We start from the raw sequence: 20,221 nt of genomic DNA, 5'->3' as shown, positions 1-20,221 counted from the left end.
CTCCTGGCCTCAGAGCTTGCCCTTGAACCCGCTCAGCTCGGCCAGGCTGGCCAGGGATTTGACCCCGGAATCGAGCTTGCCATTGATGTCCCATGTGGGGAAACCCTCCAGGTTCTTGCGGTCGCAGAGCGCTTTCTGGTTGTTCACCCCATCGGCGGCACACTCGATCACCTTCAGATTCGCCGAGGCCTCCTTGCCGAAGAGTTCCTTCTGCTCATGGCAGTGGGGGCACCAGTAGGCGCTGTACATCACCGCACCGGACTGGGTGAGGTGCTCAGCAAGGGCCAGGGTGGACGGGGTGCTGACGGAGGTGACGGGGGGGGGCATGCCGGGAGTGTTCAGGGCGGCAGGACGATCGACGGAGGCGGCCCAGCCGAGCCCCACCAGACCTACCAGCAAGGCCACCAGCACGCCGCGGAAGACCAGCTGGCCGCGGTCGTCCCACTGGCCTCCGATCAGGCTGAGCACGAACAGGCTCAGGCTGAGCACAGCCGAGAGCACACAGAAGAAACAGAAGGCCTTGATCTTGAACACCAGCAGCCCCATCAGGAGCAGGCTGAACACCGCCATTCCGCCGCTGAGCAGGAACAGCCCCCACCAGCTGCGCTCCGCGATGGCCGTGCGGGCCTCGCCCTTGAGAACCAGTGGCAGCACGGCCAGCACCAGCACCGTGGTGTAGGCGAGGAAGCCAAACAGCGAGAGCGGCTGGCCGAACAGACTGCCCCAGACGCTGTTGAGCACCTTGTCACAGCCTTCAGCGCCTCCGGGGCAGCTGAGTGGACCGATCAGCCCCCAGCGCTTGAGGGTGATCGCGCCGGTGTCGATCGCACCGATCGTGGCCAGAACAGCCATCACCACCCGAACCCAGCGCAAACCGGGGTCGGAACGTCGACGGCTGCTCAGACGACTGCTCAATCGGGTGGTGGTCACGGCAGGGGCTGAAGCTGGGCCGATTGTGGCAGCATCCGTTGCAGGTTTCGCACCCGCTCCGGGTCGACGGGCTGGGCGATCTGACCATGGCGCTTGAGGGCCGTGCCGACGATCACACCATCACAGCCGGCTGTGAGCCTTTGCAGCGACAAAGGAGTGGCCCCGCTGCCGATCAACACCGGAGCGCCGGCCGCGGCCGCCCTGGCCTGCTCGACATCGGCGGGATCCGTGGGCCTGCCGGTGCCCGTGCCCGAGACGATCACCCCATCGGCCCCGCCCCGCTCGAGCACATCGCTCACCGCCTCGGCCATCGACAGTGGAGCCAGAGGGGCGCCGTGCTTGACCAGCACATCGGCCAGGATCCGCACCGAGTCAGCCCCCAGCAGCCGTCGCCGGCGCAGCAGCTCGGCAGCCACCCCCTCGATCAGCCCCTGATCGGTGACCGCGGCACCACTGAGAACATTCACCCTCAGGAAACGGGCGCCACTGGCCTGGGCGATCGCCAGGGCAGCCAGGGCGTCGTTGCGCAGCACATTGATGCCCACCGGAAGCGCCGTGGCCCGCACGACCGCCAGGGCCATCCGGGTCATGGCCGCCACCGTTTCGGGAGGCACCGATCCCCGCCAGAAGGGCACATCCCCGAAGTTCTCGACGATCAGGCCATCGGCGCCACCGGCGACGTAGGCCTCGACATCGGCAAGGGCCGCTGCCTCCACAGCCCCCAGATCCCCAGACCAGCTGGGCGAACCGGGCAGGGGGCCCAGGTGAACGACACCGATCAGAGCGCAGGGCTGGGGGAACAGCTCGCGCCAGCGGGCGCCGGGGGTGTGCATGGCAGGGGCGGCACGATGGTGGAAGGCCAGGCCATAGCACCCGAACATCCCATAGGGTGATGGATCGGCCTGAAGGGTTCAACCCACGGTCACGGTTTTCGACCATCGCAACCCATGCCTTCTGCCAGCGCCGCATTCCCCGCAGGATCGGTCCGTACCGGTGAACCCGGAGCCGACCGCCCCACGGTGGCCTTCGCCCACCTCGGCTGCGAAAAGAATCGGGTGGACACCGAGCACATGCTGGGGTTGCTCGCCCAGGCGGGGTACGGGATCAGCGCCGATGAACGGGATGCGGCGGTGGTGGTGGTCAACACCTGCAGCTTCATCCAGGACGCCCGGCAGGAATCGGTGCGCACCCTGGTGGAACTGGCCGAACAGGGAAAGGAGCTGATCATCGCCGGCTGCCTGGCCCAGCATTTCCGCGAGGAGCTGCTGGAGTCGCTGCCGGAAGCGCGGGCGATCGTGGGCACCGGCGACTACCAGCACATCGTGGAGGTGCTGGAGCGGGTGGAGGCAGGTGAACGGGTGAACCGGGTCAGCGCGGTGCCCACCTTCGTGGGGGATGAGCATCTGCCCCGCTACCGCACCACCTCCGAGGCCGTGGCCTACCTCAAGGTGGCCGAGGGCTGCGACTACCGCTGCGCCTTCTGCATCATCCCCAGGCTCCGGGGCGACCAACGCTCCCGCACGATCGAGTCGATCGTGGCCGAAGCCCATCAACTCGCCAGCCAGGGGGTGCAGGAGCTGATCCTGATCAGCCAGATCACCACCAACTACGGCCTGGACCTCTACGGCAAGCCCCGGCTCGCTGAGCTGCTGCGGGCCCTTGGCGAGGTGGAGATCCCCTGGATCCGGGTGCACTACGCCTATCCCACGGGCCTCACGCCTGAGGTGCTGCACGCCTACCGGGAGGTGCCGAATGTGCTCCCGTATCTGGATCTGCCGCTGCAGCACAGCCATCCCGAGGTGCTGCGGGCCATGAATCGCCCCTGGCAGACCGGCCTGACCACCGAGCTGCTGGGACGCATCCGCGACCAGCTGCCCGATGCGGTGCTGCGCACCACCTTCATCGTCGGCTTTCCCGGTGAAACCGAGGAGCACTTCGAGCACCTGCTTCGTTTTGTGGAGGAGCAGCGCTTCGACCATGTGGGGGTGTTCACGTTCTCACCGGAAGACGGCACCGCAGCGGTGAAGCTGCCCGATCCCGTGCCGGCTGAGGTGGTGATCGAGCGCCGCAACCGGCTGATGGCGGCGCAGCAACCGATCGCGGCGGAACGGAACGCCAGCTGGGTGGGGCGGATCGTCGATGTGCTGATCGAGCAGGAGAACCCCAGCAGCGGCGAGATGCTCGGCCGCTGCGCCCGCTTCGCACCCGAGGTTGATGGGGAAGTGAGGGTGAGCCAGGGCCCAGGCGGGCTCTGCGCCTCCCCAGGAACGATGGTGCCCGTGCGCCTCACGGCCTCCACCCCCTACGACCTCCAGGGTGAAGTGGTCGGCGCCCGGGCCATGGTGGAGGAGGCTCTCTCCGCCCGCGGGGGCCGCGGTTGAGGCTCTGGATCCGCCGCAATCAGCGCACCACCTTCCTGATCGCGTCAGGTCTGAGCACTGCCGGCTCCTTTGCCGGTCTCACCGCCAAGGGCTGGATCCTGATGGACCAGACCAGCAATCCCCTGCTGCTGGCCCTGCATTTCGGCGCCCTGGCGATGCCCAGCCTGCTGGCCAGCGGCAGGGCCGGGGTGCTCACCGACCGGATCGGCTGCGAACAGGTGCTGATCCGCTCGCAATGGGGCCTGGCGGCCGGTGCCGCCCTGGGGGCAGTGGCCATCCCCTGGCTGACGGGGGCCGCCCAGGTGAGCCTGCTGCTGCTCAGCACCCTGCTGGTGGGCCTGGCCAGCGCCTTCGAGCTCACCGCCCGCAACAAATACTGCGCCCTGCTGGTGGACAAGCCTGCACAGCTGGCCCCTTATCTCACCTCCTTCTCAGTGGTGTTCAACGTGGGCAAGCTGGTGGGACCGCCCATCGGCGGGTTGCTGCTCGCCCTGACGGGACCCGCCATGGCCTTGACGATCGATGCGGCCACCTATCTGCTGCCGATCGCCACGGTGCTGTGGCTGCTGCAGCCCGAGCGCAGCGCCGAGCGGACGAGCGGCAGCGGCTCCGGTTCCAGCCTTGGCAGCGCCTGGAGGGGCTGCGGCGCCAGCCTGCGCCACGTGCTGGTGTTCACCGGCCTGGCCTGCCTGGCCCTTTTCTTTCATCCCGGCCTGGCCCCGCTGATCGCCGCGCAGGTGCTGGGCCCTTCCCCCCAGTCCCTGGGCTGGTTCACGAGCATGCTGGCGGCTGGAAGCATCAGCGCCGGGCTGTTGCTGCAACGACGCAGCCACTGGCTGAGTGAGCGGCCTTCCCTGCTGCTGGGGGGTTGTGCCGTTCTCACCAGCGTGGCCCAGCTGGGCATGGCGCTGACGGCACCCACAGCCTTCCGGCTGGGCATGACCTTTCTGATCGGAGCGGGCACCGCCGGGCTGCTGGCGGGGAGCAATCTGATCCTGCAGGTGGGATCGCCGCTGGTGCTGCGCGGGAGGATGGCTGGGCTTGGGCAGATTGCCTTTCTGGGCGGCGGTGGCTTCAGTGGCCTGATCGCCGCCGGTTTGGTGATGAGGGTGGGATTACCGGCCACCTTCGCCCTGATGGGCAGCGTGGGCCTGGCGCTGGGGCTGCTGGAGCTCACCAGCCGCTGGGGGCTGCGCCTGAATCCCGTGGACTCAGATCAGTTTGATGCCGCGTAGAACCGTGGAGAGGAGGAAGGCCGTTGCCAACCCAGCAGCCACCAGAACCAGGTACAGAGCTGCCGCCATGACCAGCACGGAAATACAACATCCTCATTAGAGCAGAGCGGCCCTGTTGCCGTGGGTTGCCCTTAGGCTGGCGCCCAACCCACGCGGGGGCAGGCTCCTGGCCGGCCAGTCCTGTGCCCCCGCCTTACGAACCGGATCAGAATGCGTGCCCTGCTCGTCTACCCGGAATTTCCCAAGACCTTCTGGAGCTACGAGAAAATTCTCGAGCTCGTGAACCGCAAGGTGCTGTTGCCCCCGCTCGGGATGGTCACAGTGGCGGCCCTCCTGCCCCAGGAATGGGACTTCAAGCTGGTTGATCGCAACGTGCGGGAGGTCACCGAGGCCGAGTGGAACTGGGCGGAGCTGGTGATCATCTCCGGGATGATCGTTCAGAAGTCCGACATGGCGGCCCAGATCGCCAAGGCCAAGCAGCGGGGTCTGCCCGTGGCCGTGGGCGGCCCCTTCGCCAGTTCCACCCCCGATGCTCCTGAGATCGCTCTGGCCGACTTCAAGGTGCTCGACGAAGGTGAGATCACCCTGCCGATGTTCATTGAGGCCCTGGAGCGGGGCGAGCAGCAGGGACGCTTCAGTTCTGAAGGGGAGAAGCCGGACGTGACCGGCACCCCGATTCCCCGCTTCGATCTGCTGGAGCTCGACGCCTACGACTCGATGTCGGTTCAGTTCTCCCGGGGCTGTCCTTTCCAATGCGAGTTCTGCGACATCATCGTGCTTTACGGCCGCAAGCCCCGCACCAAGACCCCAGAGCAACTGATCGCCGAGTTGCAGTATCTCTATGACCTGGGCTGGCGGCGCTCAATCTTCCTGGTCGATGACAACTTCATCGGCAACAAGCGCAACGCCAAGTTGCTGCTGCCGGCTCTGAAGCAGTGGCAGATCGATCATGGCTATCCCTTCAGCTTCGCCACCGAAGCGTCCGTGGATCTGGCCTCCGACGAGGAAATGATGCTGATGATGGCCGAGAGCCGCTTCGACAGCGTTTTCCTCGGCATCGAGACCCCAGATGAAGCCAGCCTGGAAACGGCCCGCAAGCTTCAGAACACCCGCAGCTCCCTGGAGGAGTCCGTTGACCGGATCACCTCCTACGGCATCCGGGTGATGGCCGGATTCATCATCGGCTTCGACGGAGAAAAGACCGGTGCCGGCAAGCGCATCGTCGAGTTCGTGACCCGCACAGGCATCCCCGCCGCCATGATGGGCATGCTGCAGGCTCTCCCCAACACAGGGCTCTGGTACCGACTCGAGAAGGAAGGTCGCCTGATTCAGGACAAGGCCGACGCCAAGGGGGTGAACCAGACGAACCTGCTCAACTTCGTGCCCACCCGACCGATCCGCGACATCGCCAACGAATACGTCGAGGCCTTCTGCAACCTCTACGAGCCCAACGCCTACATGGATCGGGTCTTCAGCTACTACCACAAAGTGGGCAAGCCCCGCTGGCAGCCCTTCCTCAAGCCCGAGCATTCCACCTTCAAGATCCCCGCCTGGACCGATGTTCGCGCCCTTCTGATCGTGATCTGGCGCCAGGGTCTGATCCGCGACACCCGTGGCCGCTTCTGGCGCTATCTCCTCTCCATGGCCAGGACGAATCCCGACCAGCTGGAGCAGTTCCTGGTGGTGCTCGCCCACAACGAACACTTCATGGAGTATCGGAGCATCGTCACCGAGGAGATCGAGGTGCAGCTCCAGTCACTGCCCCCGGAACCCCCTACGGCCCCTTCCGAGGTCAAGGAGCTTCAGCCCGCCTGACGCCCATCAGTCCTGGATGTACGACTCGCCCGAGCGCAGGGCCGACTCGGCCTTCTGCAGCTCCCGTCCGAGGTAGAGGGCGTGATCCAACCGACTGATCGGTGCGGGGGTGTCCCCCTCAGTGAGCTGGATACCCAGCTCCTTTGCCGTGCGACCACGGAAGACGACCAGGGGCTGGCGGGGAGCCCCCCCCCGGCAACTGAGCACCTCACCGGTCTCCGGGTCGGTGGCCAGCCCTCTGGCGTTGATGCCGTTGCTGTAAAGCTCGGCCACCAACTCTGTGCGCTCGCGGTCCAGGCTGATCAGCACATACCCCGAGGGGTCGAGATCAATCGGGCGCTGCGACAGACGTTCATCGAGCTGACGCAGCTCATGCAGACGCGAAGCGTTTACGGATCCCGGGGTGATCGAGGCAGCAGAAGGGCTGGAGGAAGGAGTCGTGGCGACGCGGTTGTTCATCCTCTGATCGTAAACAGCCGATTCAGCAGGCGCCCAGCGGAAGTTCCCGGCGGCTGAAGGGAAGCTCGGCATTCTCCGCCTTGATCTCCTCGAGCATCTGGGCATTGGCCTCAGGCAGCCAGCGGCGCAGCAACCGCTCGAAACCAGGGTCGTGCCAGCGGTGCAGGCTGGCCCTGGGCTCGGCCAGAAAACCCCGACGCCGCTTGTGGCGCCCGCCGGCCCCCGGATCAAAACCACGGATGCCCTGTTCGATCGCCCACTCGATCGGGGCGTAGTAGCAGACCTCAAAGTGCAGGTTCTCGATCTCCCGATCACTGCCCCAGTAGCGGCCCCAGAGGGCATCACCGGCGCGCACGCACAGCGACATGGCCACCGGCTCGCTCGGATCGCCCCCATGGGCACTGAAGAGCACCAGATGCTCCCGCAGCTCGAGAGCATCCACGTGGAAGAACTCCTCGCTGAGATACTTGCTGCCCCAGGGGCCCCAGCGGCTGCAATGCTGCGCGTAGAAATGGTGCATCCGCTTCAGCATGGCGGCTGAAATCGCAGCACCCGCCACGGGCGTCACCTGCAAGCCGGCCGAGGCGATCGATCGCCGCTCCCGCCGGATGTTGCGCCGTTGATTGGCATTGAAACCCGCCAGATAATCCTCAAAACTGTTGAAGCCGTCATTGCTCCAGAGGCTCTGCTGATTCAGCCAGGTGGCACAGCCTGCCGCTTCCGCCCAGGGCTGCCAGAGGGGATTCACGTAGAGGAAGTTGCTGCTGAGGATCTTCTGCTCTCGGCAGAACTGATCGATCAACTCCAGCATCAGTGCCGTGATCGCTGCGCCGTCTTCGCCGGAGTCAATGTGAAAGCGATACCCCTGCACAGGGCTGAGCGGACTCATGCCCACCAGCTTCGGGTAGTAGCGCAGGCCGAGCTGGCCGGCGAGCTGGGCGAAGGATTGATCGAAGACGAATTCCCCGTAGCTGTGACCCTTGAGGTAAAGCGGCGCTACGGCAATCAGCCGCCCCTGGCGCCACAGGCTCAGGTGGCAGGGCTGCCAGCCCTGGCGCGGCACGATGCTGCCCGAGCGCTCAAGGGCGTGCAACCAGGGCCAGCCATAGAAGGGAAGAGCGGCTGGCCCCACGAGTTCCTGCCAGGTCATGGGAGGAATCTCCGCGATGGCCCGGTGCCAGCGGGCCAGAAGCTCAGCCATGGCGGAGGAACACGTTGGCGGGACGGCGAGGCGCAAAACTAACCGCATGGGGCAACGACTGCACCACTTACGGGCTCTGGCGACGGCGCTCCTGACGATGGTGGCGGTCGGGACGGCCGGGCTGGGAGCCCCCCCAGCGGCCTCGGCCAGCCTGCTGGGGCCGGTGCTGCGTCTGATGCGGCCCCAGCTGGAGAGGAAGCTGAGTGAGGTGTGCCTGAGTGCCGCCGCCGGCGGCCAGGCCGGACTGGAACGCAGCCTCAAGGAACCCTGCCGGCGCCTGGCGGCACCGGCCAGCACCTGCCTGATCGAGGAGGCCGAGAGCAGCGGGCGCAGCTTCGGCGTGATCAGCGAACTCGCCCGGGGCCGCTTCGGCAACGACAGCGAAGTGGTGGTCAAGCGCTGCGTCGCCAAACTGCTGGGGCTGCCGGCCGACAGCCTCAGGGAGGTGTCCCTGGATGATCTTCAACGCCGCTTCAAGCTGCCCATCTCCCCTCGGGAGTAGTGCAGCAGGAATAGCGCAGCAGCAGTTCGCCGCCCCCGAGGGGCCGATGTTCCAGCAACTCCCAGCTGCGGCCACTGAGATCAGGCGCCAGGGGGCTCACCCAGCCATGGCTGCCCCCCAGCAGCAGGGGGCAGACGGTGAGCTGCAGCTCCTGCACCAGCCCCTCCGCCAGGAGGGCCGAGGCCAGCCCAGTGCCTCCGAGCACCACCAGCCGGTGAAGCCCGCGTGCCGCCAGCTCAGCCAGGCAGTCGCGCCAATCACCCAGGGGCACGTGGGCATCGAATCCCTGCTGCAACTGACCCGGCGAGAGCAGCCATCGCTCAAGGGGCTGGGAGAAGAAGGGCAGACCCGGCTCGAGTCCGCGGCCACGGCTGACCACCAGCGCGAGGGGTTGGGGGGGGCGCTGCTCGAGTCGGCGACGCTCCAGCAGCTCGGGGCAATGGATCAGGCAGGTGCGGCGGTGCAGCCGCAGCGTGGCCGCGCCCACGAGGCAGCCATCGGCCCAGGCCAGGGCCTCCTCCAGCGACGCGCGGTCACCGGCACCACCGAGCTTGGCGGCGCCTCCCTTGGCTGGAGCGAGTCTGCCATCGAGGCTGACGGCCAGCACAAGCCGCAGCCGCGGCAGACTCAAGTTCTGGCCAGCGCCTCCAGCACGGCAGGGCGTGACTCGAGCAGAGGGGTTTCGGCGAACACCTCGGCGGCGTTGTTGGGGCTCTCCTGCAGGCGCACCTTGTGCAGAGCGGCACCGGTGGCGGCAATCGGTCCGCTGAGCAGATCAGCGATGTGCAGGGCGATGTTCTCGGCGGTGGGCACGCAGGTGGCGAAATGGGCCACGTCCTTGTTGAGGAACGTGTGATCGAAGGGCTCCACCACGAGCTCGTTCACCAGGCCCTGCAGCTCACCGAGGTCGCAGACCATGCCGGTGCGGGGATCGATCGCTCCGCGCACCGTGACATCGAGCAGGTAGTTGTGGCCGTGGCCGTGGGGGCGGGCACACTTGCCGTAGATCGTTTCGTTCTCGCCCTGCGATAGCTCCTCGCGGGCCAGGCGGTGGGCGGCTGAAAAGTGGGTGCGGATCGAAAGGAAGGCTTCCATGGGGTTGCCGATGACATCGGCCCAGAGGGTGGGTTGCTCGTAAAGGCGGAGACCGACGAGCGGCAGGTGCGGAGCAAGGCGTGTCCAGATCGCCTGGGTCAGGGCTTCCGTGGTGGGCAACCGCCCCTGGGGCCGGCTGAGGTCGAACTCCGGCCAGCAGTCGTTGAGGAAACGGAAATCGAGGGGATCGGTGACCTCCCGACGGATGGCGTGCTTCACATCCGAGAGGTTCAGCACCATGCCATCGCCATCGAGCGGACCGGCCATCGCCACGATGAGTTCGTAGTTGTGGCCGTGACCCGGAGGAAGGCTGCAACGGCCGAAGCGGCTGGCGTTCTCCTCGTCGGTCAGCTCGGGCAACCGGTAGAGATGACTGGCGCTGAACAGGGCCCGGCGGGTGATCACACAGCCACGGCCTCGGCCATGGCGAAGGGAGCCGGCTGAACTGCCAGGGATGGGGGTGGTGGGCATCGCCAGAGTCCCGGTGGCCATCGACGAGGCGGCGTCCTGCTGGGGCATCCTAGGTATCCCGCCCCTGCCAGCGCCTGATCCACCGCTGCACCGCCCAGACCCCATGGCCTCCGAACCGCCCTCCGCCACGAGCCTCTCCCCAGAAGCCGGGCAGACCGCCAAAGCCGCGGAGGACTCTCTGGAGCTGGCCCTACGCCTGCAGGGGCTGAACATCTATCTGGTCGGGATGATGGGGGCAGGCAAGAGCAGCGTCGGGCGCCCCCTCGCTGAAGCTCTGGGGTACCGCTTCATCGACGCCGACAGCGTGCTGGAGCAACATGCGGGCCACTCCATCCCCGAGCTGTTCGAGCAACAGGGGGAGGCCGGCTTCCGCGAGCTGGAGTCAGCCGTCCTCAACCGAATCGCCTGCTGGCATTCCCTGGTGGTGGCCACAGGGGGTGGCGTGGTCAGCCGCCCCGGCAACTGGGGCCAGATGCGGCAGGGGCTGGTGGTCTGGCTGGATGCCCCCGAGCAGCTGCTGCTGGAGCGCCTGCGGAACGATCCAGGTCAGCGGCCCCTGCTGGCCAACGCAGATCCCGAGGGGCGGCTGCGGCAGTTGCTGCGCGAACGCCGGCACCTCTACAGCCAGGCCGACCTGCGGGTGCTCCAGGACGGGCGAGCTGCCGTGGCCGTGGCCCGCCAGGTGCTGGAAGCGATCCCCACGGTGCTGCGCCAGCGGGAGGAGCCGCCGGAAGCTCTGGCGCAGCTGGTCGATGGCAGCGGCTCCAGCACAGCCAACCTGAACACCTGTTCAGATCTGAACGGATCCCAGGCCTGACCTGAGTCCAGCGAAGGTTCGTCCATCAACCCGCTGGTGGCTCCAGGCGCACGGCATACCACTGAATCGCCAGTCCGGGCTCCAGCTCCAGCTCACAGGCCGTTTCCAGCAGCCGTTCGGCTCGTTCGCGGTCGCTGGAGAGGGTCCGCAGGTCGGCGGGGGGCTCCTCCAGTTCAGCGAGCTGCGCGGTGAGCCAGGCGAGGGTTTCGGCCGCCGTGAGGATGCGCTCACCCCGGGAGGGCTCCAGCACCACGTAATGATCGAGTTCCCGCAGCAGGGGATCGGACATGCTCAGCTCTCGGATCGCGTTCATCCTGGTCGCCCTGCTCACCCTCTGGCCGGGGCAGGCCCCGGCGGTCAGCCCACTCGACAGCCCCCTGAAGCGGCGGCTGGAAGCCTGGCCGGCCTGGTCCCTGCCGGCTCCCCTCAGCCGCCCCGGTCGCAGCGACCTGCGCTATCCGGACTGGTTCGACGGGGCCTGGTGGGTGCTCAGCCTGGAAGAAGGGTGCCACGAGCCGATCCCGCCCTATGCCGTGCGCTTTCTGCGCGATGGCCGCGGCGCAGTGGTGGGCGATCGCGCCTTCAACGCCACCCAGGTGGGTGATGCGCTGCTGGGGGGTCAGCTGATCTCGGTGGCCAACGACCCCGCCAACCCCAACCGCCAGCTGGCTCTTCTGCGGGGTGATCTGGAGCTGGAATCCACCGTGATCGGGCGCCGCAGCCAGTCCTCCTCGCCGGCCCTGAGCCGGGAGGAGGAGTTCCTCGCCGACGAGCTGGCCCTGCAGGTGATGCACGGTCCCGGGGGAGCCAGGATCAGCCGTGTGGAGACCCTCAGCCGATACCAGCTCGTGAGCCGCACCCCAGGCCACGAGCTGATCAGGGCGGAGCAGTGGCAGGCCAGCTACCCGTCACCGGAGCAGGGGCTGGTGGCCCGTGCCAACGGCAGTCATCACCTCTGGCTCCTGCTCAGCCGCAACCCATCCGCGCCCTGATCAATGGGTGGGCGGGTAGGCCGGCTCGCTGACGGCGCCTCGGCCCAGGGAAAGATAGAGCCCATCTCTCCAGGCGAACAGGCTGGTCAGCAGGGGGTGGTCAGCCAGGCCGGGAATGCCTCGACCGGCCAGGGGGGCACCGGCGCTGGCCGGAAAGAGCAGCAGGGACAGCTGGGCGGCCACCGCCAGATCGGCCAGGGAGAGCCGATCTCCCACAAGAAAACGGCCGGGGGCCAGAAGCACCGCCAGCTGCTCGAGGTTCGCCTGAAGTTGGCGGCGCTCAGCCTGGCCTATGGTGTCGCCCAGGGAGGTGAGCAGATCGGTGGGCAGAGCCCCCACCAGCGAGCGCAGCACAGCGGGGGTGGCCTCCGGCAGCAGGGCACCGCGCAGCACGGAATCTGAGCCGGCAGCCTGCAGCAGCGCCTGACGGACTCCGGTGGCCAGGGCCGTGTCGGCCCAGTCTTCCAGCAGCAGCACCCGGGCCCGATCGGCCGGATCCTCGGGGACCAGGGGAGGGGTCGGCACCAGGCTCTCCAGGTGCTGGGCGATGGCGCTGGAGTCGGCGATCACCTCACCGCCATTCACCAGCACCGGCACCTGGCGCTGGCCGGAGAGACGGAACAGTTCCAGTTGCCCCAGGCCCGGGGTGACTTCGATGGTGCGGTACTCCAGCCCTTTGGCGGCCAGGATCAGCCGCACTTTCTCGCAGAACGAGGAGTGGCGGAACTGGTGGAGCTCGAGCATCGGCGGCACGGTCCTTTGGGCGGCAGAGTAGCCCTCACGCTCCACCGGCGTGGGCGGCTCTCTGCCCAGCTCACCGCCGGGTCACCCCTGCGGGCAGCCTCAACGCCCGTCCACGCCACCATCTCGCTTCCCCCGCCCCGCCTGCCTGCGCCATGAAGGACTTCTTCCTCAACGTGACGCGCTACCCGCGCTACCTGGTGGCCTTCAGCCTCGGTGTGTTCAACTCCGTGCTCCAGCCCCTGCTCAAACGGCGCAGCAACCCCGTCACCGCCGTGGCCCTTGTCGGGGCCCTGGTGAGCGGCATGATCAGCCTGACCCTGGTGCTGCGTGCCATGGTGAATCCAGCACCACTGGCGTAGGGATGGCACAGGGCCGACGGGTGGAGCGCATGGCCTCCCTGATCCGCCGTGAGATCAGTGAACTCCTGGTCCATGGCATCAAGGATCAGAGGGTTTCGCTCGGCATGGTGAGCGTCACCCAGGTGGAGGTGGCCGGTGATCTGCAGCACTGCAAGGTTTTCGTCAGCATTTTCGGCAGCGACCAGGACCGCCAGGCGGCTCTGGCAGGCCTGAAATCGGCAGCTCCCTTCGTGAAAGGCGAGTTGGCACGACGGCTGAATCTGCGTCGCACGCCCGAACTGCAGTTTGTGCTCGATCGCGGGCTGGAGAAGGGCAGTTCGGTGCTGGGGCTGCTCAGCCAACTCGGCGAGGAACGCAAGCAGCGCGAGGCCGTCACACCTGAAGCAGGCGATGACGGCGACGTCGGCCCGGCATGAGCACGCGCCGGCAGCACGCCGTTGAGTCGCTCCCGCCGGCCGCTGAGCTGCGCCGACAGGTGGCCCGGTTGCTGGTGATCCGCGGGAGCGGCCACCTCGCCGACCGACAACGGCGTTATCCCCGCTGGGAACTGGAGAACGACGCCCTCAGGAGGCTGCTGGCCGAAGGGGTGGGTGGGGTGATCCTGCTGGGAGGCAGTGCAGCCGAACTGCGCCTGCGCAGCGAGCAGTTGCGCAGCTGGGCAGGGCACCCGCTGCTGATCTGCGCCGACGTGGAGGAGGGCGTGGGACAACGCTTCGAGGGTGCCAGCTGGCTGGTGCCGCCCCTGGCCCTGGGACGCCTGCACGGCAGTGATCCGGAGCGCGCCCTCTCCCTTGCACGCCGCTACGGCCATTGCACGGGCCGTCAGGCGAGGCAGCTGGGGCTGAACGGTGTCCTCGCTCCGGTCTGCGATGTCAACAACAATCCCGACAATCCGGTGATCAATGTGCGCGCCTGGGGGGAGACCACCTCCGCCGCGGGAGCGCTGGCAACGGCCTTCCTGGAGGGGGCTCAGGCCGAAGGGGTGCTCTGCTGTGCCAAGCACTTCCCCGGCCACGGGGACACCAGCGATGACTCCCACCTGGAGCTGCCCCGGCTGGCCCATGGGCGGGACCGGCTGGAGGCCATCGAGCTGCCCCCCTTCCAGGCGGCCATCGCCGCGGGCTGCGCGGCAGTCATGACCGCCCACCTGCAGCTGGACGCGCTGGACCCGCTGCTGCCGGCAACCCTCTCGCGGCCCGTGCTGACGGGGCTGCTGCGGCAGGAGCTGGGGTTTGCCGGACTGGTGATCACCGACGCCCTGGTGATGGAGGCGATCGCCTCCCGCTGGGGGGCGGAGGAGGCCGCCGTGCTCGCCTTCGAGGCGGGTTCGGACCTGATCCTGATGCCCGCCGACGCCGATGCCGCCATCGACGGCCTGGTGGAGGGGTTCCAGAGCGGGCGCCTGGCGATGGAGCAGCTGCGGCAGAGCCTGCAGCGCCGCGAGGAGGCCCTGGCGGCCCTGGACGTCCGAGCCCCTGGAGCCGCCCTGGTGCCCCTGGAGGGGCTGGGCGAGCTGGAGACGCCCCAGGATCAGGCCCTTGCGCTGGAGCTGGTGGAGCTCAGCCGGCAGACCCGGGGGACCCCGGGCCTGCCGGCGGGCCCGGGGGTCAACCTGATCCGCCTGGACAACAGCCTGGCCTGTCCCTTCCTGCCGGCGATGGCCCCGGCCCTGCGGCTACCGGCGGCGGCCGGCTACCAGAGCTGCCTGATCGAAGCCAGTGCCCCCAGCCCCTGGAGTGGAGACCCTGAAGCACCGCTTGCCCTCGAGCGGCTGCCGGCAGGTCCGCTGCTGCTGCAGTTGTTCGTGCGGGGCAACCCCTTTCGGGGCAGCGCCGGAGGAGATGAGCCCTGGCCAGCGGTGATCCGGCAGTTGCTGCGGACTGGCCGGCTGGCGGGCCTGACCGTGCTGGGCAGTCCGTACCTGTGGGAGGCCCTGGAGCCTCTGCTGCCACGGAGCCTCCCAGCGGGCTACAGCCCCGCGCAGATGCCCCTGGCCCAGGCCGCCCTGCTCACCTGTCTCGGCCTTGCATCCAGCCAGGCCTCGGAGGGCGGCTTCACCGACTGAGCCTGCCCGCGGCTCAAGCCCTAACCTCGCCCATGGATGCGGGCCGCAGCCATGCTCAGCCTGTCGATGATCGTGCGCAACGAAGCCGGGCGCCTCGGCCGCTGCCTCGAATCGGTGGCCGGTTTTGTCGATGAGATGGTGGTGGTTGACACCGGCTCGAGTGACGACACGGTGGCGGTGGCCAGGGGCTACGGCGCCCGGGTGGAGCAGATCCCCTGGCCCGGGGATTTCGGGCCAGCCCGCAACCAGGCCCTGGGTTGGGTGCGGGGCACCTGGGTGCTGGTGCTCGATGCCGACGAGCAGCTGCTGGAGGAGGCCCGAGCCCCGTTGCGGGCGCTGATGGCCGATCCAGACACCCTGCTGATCAATCTGCTGCGCCAGGAAGTTGGAGCGCGGCAATCGCCCTACTCCAGTGTCAGTCGGCTGTTCAGGCGGCAGCCAAAGATCCGCTGGAGCCGGCCGTACCACGCCATGGTCGATGACAGCGTGGCAGAGCTGATGGCCAGCGAGCCCCGCTGGCGGGTGGTGGACTGTCCCCAGCCGGCGATCCGCCATGAGGGCTACCGGCCCGAGCTGCTCTCGGATGGCCGCAAGGCAAGGCAGCTGCGGCGGGCCATGCAGCAGGAGCTGCGGGACCATCCCGGCAATGCCTACGCCAGCGCCAAGCTGGGGGGCCTGGAGATCAGCGAGGGGAACGTGAAGCGCGGGATCAGCCTGCTCAGGGCAGGGCTGAGAACATGCCCGCCCGAGGCCCACCCCGAGCGCTATGAGTTACTGCTGCATCTGGCGATGGCCGAGGCCAGCCGCCATCCAGCCCGGGCCTCTGCCCTGTACCGGGAGGCCCTGGACCTGCCGCTCGATCCACGCCTGCAGGCGGCGGCACGGCTGAACCTGGCGGCCCTGCTGCTGCAGGAGGGCGCCACGACAGACGCCGACCTGCTGGCGAATGCCGTGACCCGCGACGCTCCCGAGCTGGCCCTGGGCTGGTACAACCTCGGCCTGATCCGCCGCCGGCTCGGCGACATCCGCGGCTCCCTCCAGGCCTATGACACCGCCGTGAGCCTGGCCCCCGATCACGCCGAAACCCACCAGAACCGAGCGGTGGCCCAGCTGCTGTCGGGCGACATCGCCGCCGCCCGGGCCAGTTTTCGGCTGGCCATCGCCCTGCTGCGGCAACAGGGCCAGCCGTTGGCAGCGGAGCGACTGCAGCAGCAGGCGGGGGCCATGGTGAGACTGGACGACTGATGGAGAAAGCCGTGCTCTCAGGTCGTGTGGTGGCGGTGACCCGGGCCGAGCAGCAGCTGGGCGAGGCCCGGGGGCTGCTCGAGCGCGCCGGTGCCCGTGTGCTCGACCTCCCGGCCCTGGTGATCGGCCCCCCCGATGAATGGGGCCCCCTCGATGACGCCCTCGAAGACCTGGAGTCCTTCCACTGGCTGGTGTTCTCCAGCGTCAACGGGGTGGAGGCGGTGGAGCAGCGGCTGCAGCGGATCGGACGCAACCTCGGTGATCGCCCCCGGGGCCTCAAGATCGCAGCGGTCGGCCGCAAGACTGCCACCAGGCTGGAGCAGCTGGGAGCCCCGGCCGATTTCGTGCCCCCCAGTTTCGTGGCCGACAGCCTGATCGAGCATTTCCCTGTCTCGGGCTGGGGCCAGCGCCTGCTGCTGCCAAGGGTCCAGAGCGGGGGGCGCACTCTGCTGGCGGAAGCCTTCGCGGAAGCCGGCACCAGGGTGGTGGAAGCGGCCGCCTATGAGTCCCGCTGTCCTCCCCACTTGCCCCTGGCCACCGCCGCTGCCCTGCGTCAGGGTCAGGTGGAGGCCATCACCTTCACCAGCGGCAAGACCGTGCGCCACACCGTGCACCTGCTGCAGCAGGACCTGGGGGAGGACTGGCGGGACCGGTTGGAGCCCGTGGCCCGGGTGTCGATCGGCCCCCAGACCAGCGCCACCTGCCGGGAGCTGCTGGGTCGGGTGGATGCCGAAGCCGACCCCCATGACCTGGAGGGATTGATTGAGGCCTGCGCCCGTGCCCTGGGAGCAGCCTGAGCACCTGGGCGTCAGCGCTTCTAGAGCTCGGCGATCACCACCTGGCCCCTGGCCTGACCCTGGCGGCTGGCCAGGGTCAGGCGGCCCCGCAGCACATCGATCGCCACCACCCGCCAGGCCTCGGGCAGGAGATCGGTGGTGCGGCCACCGGCATCACCGACCGCCAGCGAGCCGCTCTGCTCGCCGAACTGCACCAGGGCCATGGGGCGTCCACTGCTGCTGATCACCCCCTGGAAGCGAAAGCCATCGGGCAGGTTGAGGGGAGGCTGAACCAGCACCGGCTTCCGGGAGACTGGAGTGGTCACACGGGTGACCGCCAGGGGCGCAAACGGGTCGAGCCGGCCAGGGGGCATCGCTGCCTCCACCTGCTCGGGGCTGGGCAAGGGGGTGAATCCCGCCTTCTCAACGGCTGCTGCCGCCTGGGCAGGTTCGCTCTCGGGACTGGGGGCGGCCCCGGGGACAGGCGGGGCTGGAACCGCCCCGGTGTCGGTAGTGGGAGTTCCTCCACAGCCCGCCAGGCCGGCGAGGAGAAGGGGAATCAGCGCGAGTTGGGTGCTGCTTTGCACCAGAGCCTTGACGGTGAGGTGCCGCTCAGGACTGGCCATGCTCCTGCTCCACGAGGTCCCGGAAGCGATCCAGGTTGGCCTGGAGTTCGCGAGTGACGATACCTCCAAGGATGCTCGGTTCCATCAGGGGTGCAAGGGCACCGGGCAGCTCGTAGCTCACGGTCAGCCTGACCACGGTGAGGCGCTCGGACTGCGGGTAAAAGCGAACGGCTCCCTTGGTGGGCAGCCCTCCCACCGATTCCCAGTGCAACTGCTGGGCTTCGACGCGATGGGAGATGCGGGCCTTCCAGTGGAAGCGAAACCCCTGGGCGGCCAGGGTCCAGTCGGTGAGATCCGGGTCATCGAGGGTGACCACCGACTCGATCCAGCGCATCCAGCGCGGCATGGCCTCGAGGTCGCTCCAGACCTCCCAGACACGGTCCACCGGAGCATGGATCTCCGTGGTCACACTGTGCTCAAGCCAACGTCCCATGCTGATCAGGCCACGGCGGCAACAGTGGCGAGCCGCACCGGTTGATCCAGAATGGCGGCGGCCGCCAGACGTCCGCTCATGGTGGCTCCCTCCATTGAATCGATGTAATCCTGCCGGGTGTAGCTGCCCGCCAGGAAGAAGTTAGCCACCGGCGTGCGCTGCTCAGGGCGGAAGGGCTCCATGCCCGGCGCTTCGCGGTAAAGCGACTGGGCCAGTTTGACCACGTTGCTCCAGATCAGTCGGAGGTCGCGGGACGAGGGAAACAGCTCACGCACCTGGGCGTCCACCAGGGCGGCGATCTCGTCGGTCTTGCGCGTGATCCAGGGATCGCCCGGCGTGAGCACGCACTGCAGCAGGGAGCCCTGACCCTCGCGGCGGTAATCGGCAGGGCTGGCCAGGGCCAGGTCGGCGAAGCAGCTGAAATCGGCGTCAGCGGTGTAAAGCAGGTTGTCAAGCCCCCTCGCCCGGCTGAGATCACGGCGCGAGGCAGCCTGAGCCTCGCCCTCCCCCAGCTCGGTCACCCAGCCGTCGTAGCGGAGCTGCACTGTGGCCACGGGAACCGCCTCAAGCCGGTAGATGTTCTCGAACTGGGCATAGCGGCGCCAGGAGGGGGGCAACAGACGCTGAATGCCGGGCACGTCGCAGGCCGCAAGGTAGGCATCGGCCTCCACGCTGATCTCGCCATCGGGGGTGCCCAGGCGCAGACCCGTGACCTGGGGAGCACTCTCCGGCCCCTCCCCCTCGTCAAAGCAGACCTCACTGACCCGGTGGCGCAGGTGGATCCTGGCGCCGCGGGCTTCGATGTAGTCAAGGATGGGCTGATGCAACCAGCGGTGCGGTGAGCCCTTGAGCAGGTTGAGCTTGGATGCCTCCGTCTTGGAGGCGAACATCATGAAGATGGTGAGCATGCAGCGTGCCGAAATGGCCTCGCAATCGATGAAACCCAGGGCATAGGCGATCGGATCCCACATCCGCTCCACACTGCGGGCGCTGCCGCCATGACTGAGAAACCAGTCGCGGAAGCTGATCCGGTCGAGGGCTCGGATCACCCGCATCGCCCCCTCGTAGTCCACCAGCCCACGCACGATCGGACTGGTGCCCAGGGCCAGGGCATTGCGCAGCTTGTCGATCCAGTGGAGCTGGGGCGTGGTGAAGAAGGCCTTGAGGCCATTGAAGGGGGCACCGATCGGGAAGCGGAAATCCAGCTCGCGCAGATCCCCACCCTTGTTCACGAACAGATGGGTGTGCTGTTTGGGGAGCAGGTTGCCGAAGGCCCCCACCTTGCGCATCAGCGCGAAGAGGTTGGCGTAATTGAAGAAGAAGACGTGCAGTCCCATCTCGATGTGGTTGCCGCCGTCGTCGACCCAGCTGCCCACCTTGCCGCCCACGAACGGGCGGGATTCGTAGAGGTCGACCCGGTGGCCGGCTTCACAGAGATCGACCGCGGCGGCCAGACCGGCCAGACCGGCTCCCACAATCGCGATGCGCACCCTTGACTCCTGAAGATCCGTCGACTCTATGGATCCATCTCCTGCGGCGGCGATGCGCCGGAGATTCGAACTCCTCCATAGAGTGGCCCCACATTCCGTCCCACCTCAGCCAGGCATCGCCCATGAGCAGCCCCACCACCGATGCCCCAGCCCCCGTCCAGGAGATCGCCACTTCCCCGGTGGCCACACACACCGGCAAGGACGGCAAAGGCATCCGGATCACCGAGCCGGCCATGAAGCAGCTGGCCGCCCTGATGCAGCAGCAGGGCAACGACAAGCTGCTGCGGGTGGGCGTGCGCTCCGGCGGCTGCAGCGGCATGAGTTACACGATGGATTTCATCGACAGCTCCGGGATCCGCGACGACGACGAGCTCTACGTCTATGAGCCCGATGGCACCTGCAGCTTCCGGGTGGTGAGCGATCCCAAGAGCCTGATCTACATCTACGGCATGCAGCTGGATTTCAGTTCGGCTCTGATCGGCGGTGGCTTCAACTTCACCAACCCGAATGCCAGCCAGACCTGCGGCTGCGGCAGCTCCTTCGCCGTCTGAGGCCCTCTCAGGCGGACCTCCAGCGTGGGAATCT

23 protein-coding genes are annotated in these 20,221 nt (G+C 67.8%); 12 read left to right on the top strand and 11 right to left on the bottom strand.

Annotated elements, in window-relative coordinates; all coding sequences use genetic code 11:
* Positions 1 to 9: 9 nt before the first annotated feature.
* On the bottom strand, positions 10 to 930 hold the full coding sequence (locus FPZ61_RS13310; protein ID WP_185467069.1) for a vitamin K epoxide reductase family protein: 921 nt from the start codon (positions 928 to 930) through the stop codon (positions 10 to 12).
* The gene (locus FPZ61_RS13305; RefSeq protein ID WP_185467068.1) at positions 927 to 1,763 is read right to left on the bottom strand and encodes a BtpA/SgcQ family protein; all 837 of its coding nucleotides are present in this window, start codon (positions 1,761 to 1,763) and stop codon (positions 927 to 929) included. The genes FPZ61_RS13310 and FPZ61_RS13305 overlap by 4 nt, the downstream gene beginning before the upstream one ends.
* 114 nt (positions 1,764 to 1,877) lie before the next feature.
* Between FPZ61_RS13305 and rimO the strand changes: the two genes are divergently transcribed.
* The 3 genes from rimO (at position 1,878) to FPZ61_RS13290 (ending at position 6,361) form a co-directional block, all read left to right on the top strand.
* Entirely contained in the window at positions 1,878 to 3,311 is a 1,434-nt protein-coding gene (rimO, locus tag FPZ61_RS13300; protein ID WP_221630166.1) for a 30S ribosomal protein S12 methylthiotransferase RimO, read from the top strand.
* Entirely contained in the window at positions 3,308 to 4,546 is a 1,239-nt protein-coding gene (locus FPZ61_RS13295; protein WP_185474861.1) for an MFS transporter, read from the top strand. The genes rimO and FPZ61_RS13295 overlap by 4 nt, the downstream gene beginning before the upstream one ends.
* A gap of 210 nt (positions 4,547 to 4,756) precedes the next feature.
* The gene (locus FPZ61_RS13290) at positions 4,757 to 6,361 is read left to right on the top strand and encodes a B12-binding domain-containing radical SAM protein (protein ID WP_185467066.1); all 1,605 of its coding nucleotides are present in this window, start codon (positions 4,757 to 4,759) and stop codon (positions 6,359 to 6,361) included.
* 6 nt (positions 6,362 to 6,367) lie between these two features.
* Here the strand turns inward: FPZ61_RS13290 and FPZ61_RS13285 are convergent, their stop codons facing one another.
* Together FPZ61_RS13285 and FPZ61_RS13280 are read right to left on the bottom strand one after the other, a co-directional pair.
* Positions 6,368 to 6,820 carry a DUF4346 domain-containing protein gene (locus FPZ61_RS13285; RefSeq protein WP_185467065.1) on the bottom strand — a complete coding sequence of 151 codons (453 nt, stop codon included), beginning with the start codon at positions 6,818 to 6,820 and terminating at the stop codon, positions 6,368 to 6,370.
* 22 nt (positions 6,821 to 6,842) lie between these two features.
* On the bottom strand, positions 6,843 to 8,021 hold the full coding sequence (locus FPZ61_RS13280; RefSeq protein WP_185467064.1) for a GNAT family N-acetyltransferase: 1,179 nt from the start codon (positions 8,019 to 8,021) through the stop codon (positions 6,843 to 6,845).
* 46 nt (positions 8,022 to 8,067) lie between these two features.
* Here FPZ61_RS13280 and FPZ61_RS13275 point away from each other — a divergent pair, with 46 nt between their 5' ends.
* A complete protein-coding gene (locus tag FPZ61_RS13275; RefSeq protein WP_255441623.1) occupies positions 8,068 to 8,523 on the top strand; it encodes a hypothetical protein in 456 nt (151 codons plus the stop codon).
* Here FPZ61_RS13275 and FPZ61_RS13270 read toward each other — a convergent pair.
* Positions 8,495 to 9,154 carry a dihydrofolate reductase family protein gene (locus tag FPZ61_RS13270; RefSeq protein ID WP_185467062.1) on the bottom strand — a complete coding sequence of 220 codons (660 nt, stop codon included), beginning with the start codon at positions 9,152 to 9,154 and terminating at the stop codon, positions 8,495 to 8,497. The genes FPZ61_RS13275 and FPZ61_RS13270 overlap by 29 nt on opposite strands.
* Positions 9,151 to 10,089, bottom strand: a complete 939-nt coding sequence (locus FPZ61_RS13265; protein WP_185467081.1) for a 6-carboxytetrahydropterin synthase — start codon at positions 10,087 to 10,089, stop codon at positions 9,151 to 9,153. The genes FPZ61_RS13270 and FPZ61_RS13265 overlap by 4 nt, the downstream gene beginning before the upstream one ends.
* Before the next feature lie 103 nt (positions 10,090 to 10,192).
* On the opposite strand from FPZ61_RS13265, the gene FPZ61_RS13260 reads away from it, so the two are divergent.
* Positions 10,193 to 10,906: a shikimate kinase gene (locus tag FPZ61_RS13260; RefSeq protein ID WP_185467061.1), complete on the top strand. Its 714-nt coding sequence runs from the start codon at positions 10,193 to 10,195 to the stop codon at positions 10,904 to 10,906.
* A 25-nt stretch (positions 10,907 to 10,931) separates the two neighbouring features.
* Here the strand turns inward: FPZ61_RS13260 and FPZ61_RS13255 are convergent, their stop codons facing one another.
* On the bottom strand, positions 10,932 to 11,195 hold the full coding sequence (locus tag FPZ61_RS13255) for a chlororespiratory reduction protein 7 (protein WP_185467060.1): 264 nt from the start codon (positions 11,193 to 11,195) through the stop codon (positions 10,932 to 10,934).
* Here FPZ61_RS13255 and FPZ61_RS13250 point away from each other — a divergent pair.
* Entirely contained in the window at positions 11,194 to 11,898 is a 705-nt protein-coding gene (locus tag FPZ61_RS13250; RefSeq protein WP_185467059.1) for a DUF6816 family protein, read from the top strand. The two genes, FPZ61_RS13255 and FPZ61_RS13250, sit on opposite strands and share 2 nt — an antisense overlap.
* On the opposite strand, the gene FPZ61_RS13245 is transcribed toward FPZ61_RS13250, so the two are convergent.
* Positions 11,899 to 12,642 carry a glutathione S-transferase family protein gene (locus FPZ61_RS13245; protein WP_185467080.1) on the bottom strand — a complete coding sequence of 248 codons (744 nt, stop codon included), beginning with the start codon at positions 12,640 to 12,642 and terminating at the stop codon, positions 11,899 to 11,901. It lies immediately after the preceding gene.
* Positions 12,643 to 12,794: 152 nt separating this feature from the next.
* Here FPZ61_RS13245 and FPZ61_RS13240 point away from each other — a divergent pair, with 152 nt between their 5' ends.
* The 5 genes from FPZ61_RS13240 to FPZ61_RS13220 are packed head-to-tail and all read left to right on the top strand — an operon-like array spanning position 12,795 to position 17,108.
* Positions 12,795 to 13,001 carry a DUF751 family protein gene (locus FPZ61_RS13240; RefSeq protein WP_185467058.1) on the top strand — a complete coding sequence of 69 codons (207 nt, stop codon included), beginning with the start codon at positions 12,795 to 12,797 and terminating at the stop codon, positions 12,999 to 13,001.
* Positions 13,002 to 13,003: 2 nt separating this feature from the next.
* Positions 13,004 to 13,417, top strand: coding sequence for a 30S ribosome-binding factor RbfA (gene rbfA / locus FPZ61_RS13235; protein ID WP_185467057.1), 414 nt, complete (start codon positions 13,004 to 13,006; stop codon positions 13,415 to 13,417).
* Positions 13,414 to 15,066 (top strand): glycoside hydrolase family 3 N-terminal domain-containing protein, encoded by a 1,653-nt coding sequence (locus FPZ61_RS13230; RefSeq protein ID WP_185467056.1) that lies wholly within the window; start codon positions 13,414 to 13,416, stop codon positions 15,064 to 15,066. The genes rbfA and FPZ61_RS13230 overlap by 4 nt, the downstream gene beginning before the upstream one ends.
* A 51-nt stretch (positions 15,067 to 15,117) precedes the next feature.
* Complete coding sequence (locus tag FPZ61_RS13225; protein ID WP_185467079.1) at positions 15,118 to 16,311, top strand: glycosyltransferase family 2 protein; 1,194 nt, start codon at positions 15,118 to 15,120, stop codon at positions 16,309 to 16,311.
* Positions 16,311 to 17,108: a uroporphyrinogen-III synthase gene (locus FPZ61_RS13220; RefSeq protein ID WP_185467055.1), complete on the top strand. Its 798-nt coding sequence runs from the start codon at positions 16,311 to 16,313 to the stop codon at positions 17,106 to 17,108. Before FPZ61_RS13225 ends, FPZ61_RS13220 begins: the two co-directional genes overlap by 1 nt.
* A gap of 20 nt (positions 17,109 to 17,128) precedes the next feature.
* On the opposite strand, the gene FPZ61_RS13215 is transcribed toward FPZ61_RS13220, so the two are convergent.
* The 3 genes from FPZ61_RS13215 to zds are packed head-to-tail and all read right to left on the bottom strand — an operon-like array spanning position 17,129 to position 19,636.
* Positions 17,129 to 17,713 carry a hypothetical protein gene (locus FPZ61_RS13215; RefSeq protein ID WP_185467054.1) on the bottom strand — a complete coding sequence of 195 codons (585 nt, stop codon included), beginning with the start codon at positions 17,711 to 17,713 and terminating at the stop codon, positions 17,129 to 17,131.
* A complete protein-coding gene (locus FPZ61_RS13210; protein WP_185467053.1) occupies positions 17,700 to 18,146 on the bottom strand; it encodes an SRPBCC family protein in 447 nt (148 codons plus the stop codon). The genes FPZ61_RS13215 and FPZ61_RS13210 overlap by 14 nt, the downstream gene beginning before the upstream one ends.
* Before the next feature lie 5 nt (positions 18,147 to 18,151).
* Positions 18,152 to 19,636: a 9,9'-di-cis-zeta-carotene desaturase gene (gene zds, locus FPZ61_RS13205; protein ID WP_185467052.1), complete on the bottom strand. Its 1,485-nt coding sequence runs from the start codon at positions 19,634 to 19,636 to the stop codon at positions 18,152 to 18,154.
* 122 nt (positions 19,637 to 19,758) lie between these two features.
* Here zds and FPZ61_RS13200 point away from each other — a divergent pair, with 122 nt between their 5' ends.
* Positions 19,759 to 20,187: an iron-sulfur cluster assembly accessory protein gene (locus tag FPZ61_RS13200; protein WP_185467051.1), complete on the top strand. Its 429-nt coding sequence runs from the start codon at positions 19,759 to 19,761 to the stop codon at positions 20,185 to 20,187.
* Positions 20,188 to 20,221 lie beyond the last annotated feature (34 nt).

This window comes from Synechococcus sp. BSA11S, from assembly GCF_014224355.1.
Classification (GTDB): domain Bacteria; phylum Cyanobacteriota; class Cyanobacteriia; order PCC-6307; family Cyanobiaceae; genus Regnicoccus_A.
The sequence above is the reverse complement of the archived record's forward strand: the minus strand, read 5'-3'. Positions and strand labels throughout refer to the sequence as shown.

Bases quoted from the DNA above. Each gene is read 5' to 3' on its own strand.
- FPZ61_RS13305 (WP_185467068.1), bottom strand. From the start codon at position 1,763: ATGCACACCCCCGGCGCCCGCTGGCGCGAGCTGTTCCCCCAGCCCTGC.
- rimO (WP_221630166.1), top strand. From the start codon at position 1,878: ATGCCTTCTGCCAGCGCCGCATTCCCCGCAGGATCGGTCCGTACCGGT.
- FPZ61_RS13290 (WP_185467066.1), top strand. From the start codon at position 4,757: ATGCGTGCCCTGCTCGTCTACCCGGAATTTCCCAAGACCTTCTGGAGC.
- FPZ61_RS13285 (WP_185467065.1), bottom strand. From the start codon at position 6,820: ATGAACAACCGCGTCGCCACGACTCCTTCCTCCAGCCCTTCTGCTGCC.
- FPZ61_RS13280 (WP_185467064.1), bottom strand. From the start codon at position 8,021: ATGGCTGAGCTTCTGGCCCGCTGGCACCGGGCCATCGCGGAGATTCCT.
- FPZ61_RS13275 (WP_255441623.1), top strand. From the start codon at position 8,068: ATGGGGCAACGACTGCACCACTTACGGGCTCTGGCGACGGCGCTCCTG.
- FPZ61_RS13265 (WP_185467081.1), bottom strand. From the start codon at position 10,089: ATGCCCACCACCCCCATCCCTGGCAGTTCAGCCGGCTCCCTTCGCCAT.
- FPZ61_RS13260 (WP_185467061.1), top strand. From the start codon at position 10,193: ATGGCCTCCGAACCGCCCTCCGCCACGAGCCTCTCCCCAGAAGCCGGG.
- FPZ61_RS13250 (WP_185467059.1), top strand. From the start codon at position 11,194: ATGCTCAGCTCTCGGATCGCGTTCATCCTGGTCGCCCTGCTCACCCTC.
- FPZ61_RS13255 (WP_185467060.1), bottom strand. From the start codon at position 11,195: ATGTCCGATCCCCTGCTGCGGGAACTCGATCATTACGTGGTGCTGGAG.
- FPZ61_RS13245 (WP_185467080.1), bottom strand. From the start codon at position 12,642: ATGCTCGAGCTCCACCAGTTCCGCCACTCCTCGTTCTGCGAGAAAGTG.
- FPZ61_RS13240 (WP_185467058.1), top strand. From the start codon at position 12,795: ATGAAGGACTTCTTCCTCAACGTGACGCGCTACCCGCGCTACCTGGTG.
- rbfA (WP_185467057.1), top strand. From the start codon at position 13,004: ATGGCACAGGGCCGACGGGTGGAGCGCATGGCCTCCCTGATCCGCCGT.
- FPZ61_RS13230 (WP_185467056.1), top strand. From the start codon at position 13,414: ATGAGCACGCGCCGGCAGCACGCCGTTGAGTCGCTCCCGCCGGCCGCT.
- FPZ61_RS13225 (WP_185467079.1), top strand. From the start codon at position 15,118: ATGCTCAGCCTGTCGATGATCGTGCGCAACGAAGCCGGGCGCCTCGGC.
- FPZ61_RS13220 (WP_185467055.1), top strand. From the start codon at position 16,311: ATGGAGAAAGCCGTGCTCTCAGGTCGTGTGGTGGCGGTGACCCGGGCC.
- FPZ61_RS13215 (WP_185467054.1), bottom strand. From the start codon at position 17,713: ATGGCCAGTCCTGAGCGGCACCTCACCGTCAAGGCTCTGGTGCAAAGC.
- FPZ61_RS13210 (WP_185467053.1), bottom strand. From the start codon at position 18,146: ATGGGACGTTGGCTTGAGCACAGTGTGACCACGGAGATCCATGCTCCG.
- FPZ61_RS13200 (WP_185467051.1), top strand. From the start codon at position 19,759: ATGAGCAGCCCCACCACCGATGCCCCAGCCCCCGTCCAGGAGATCGCC.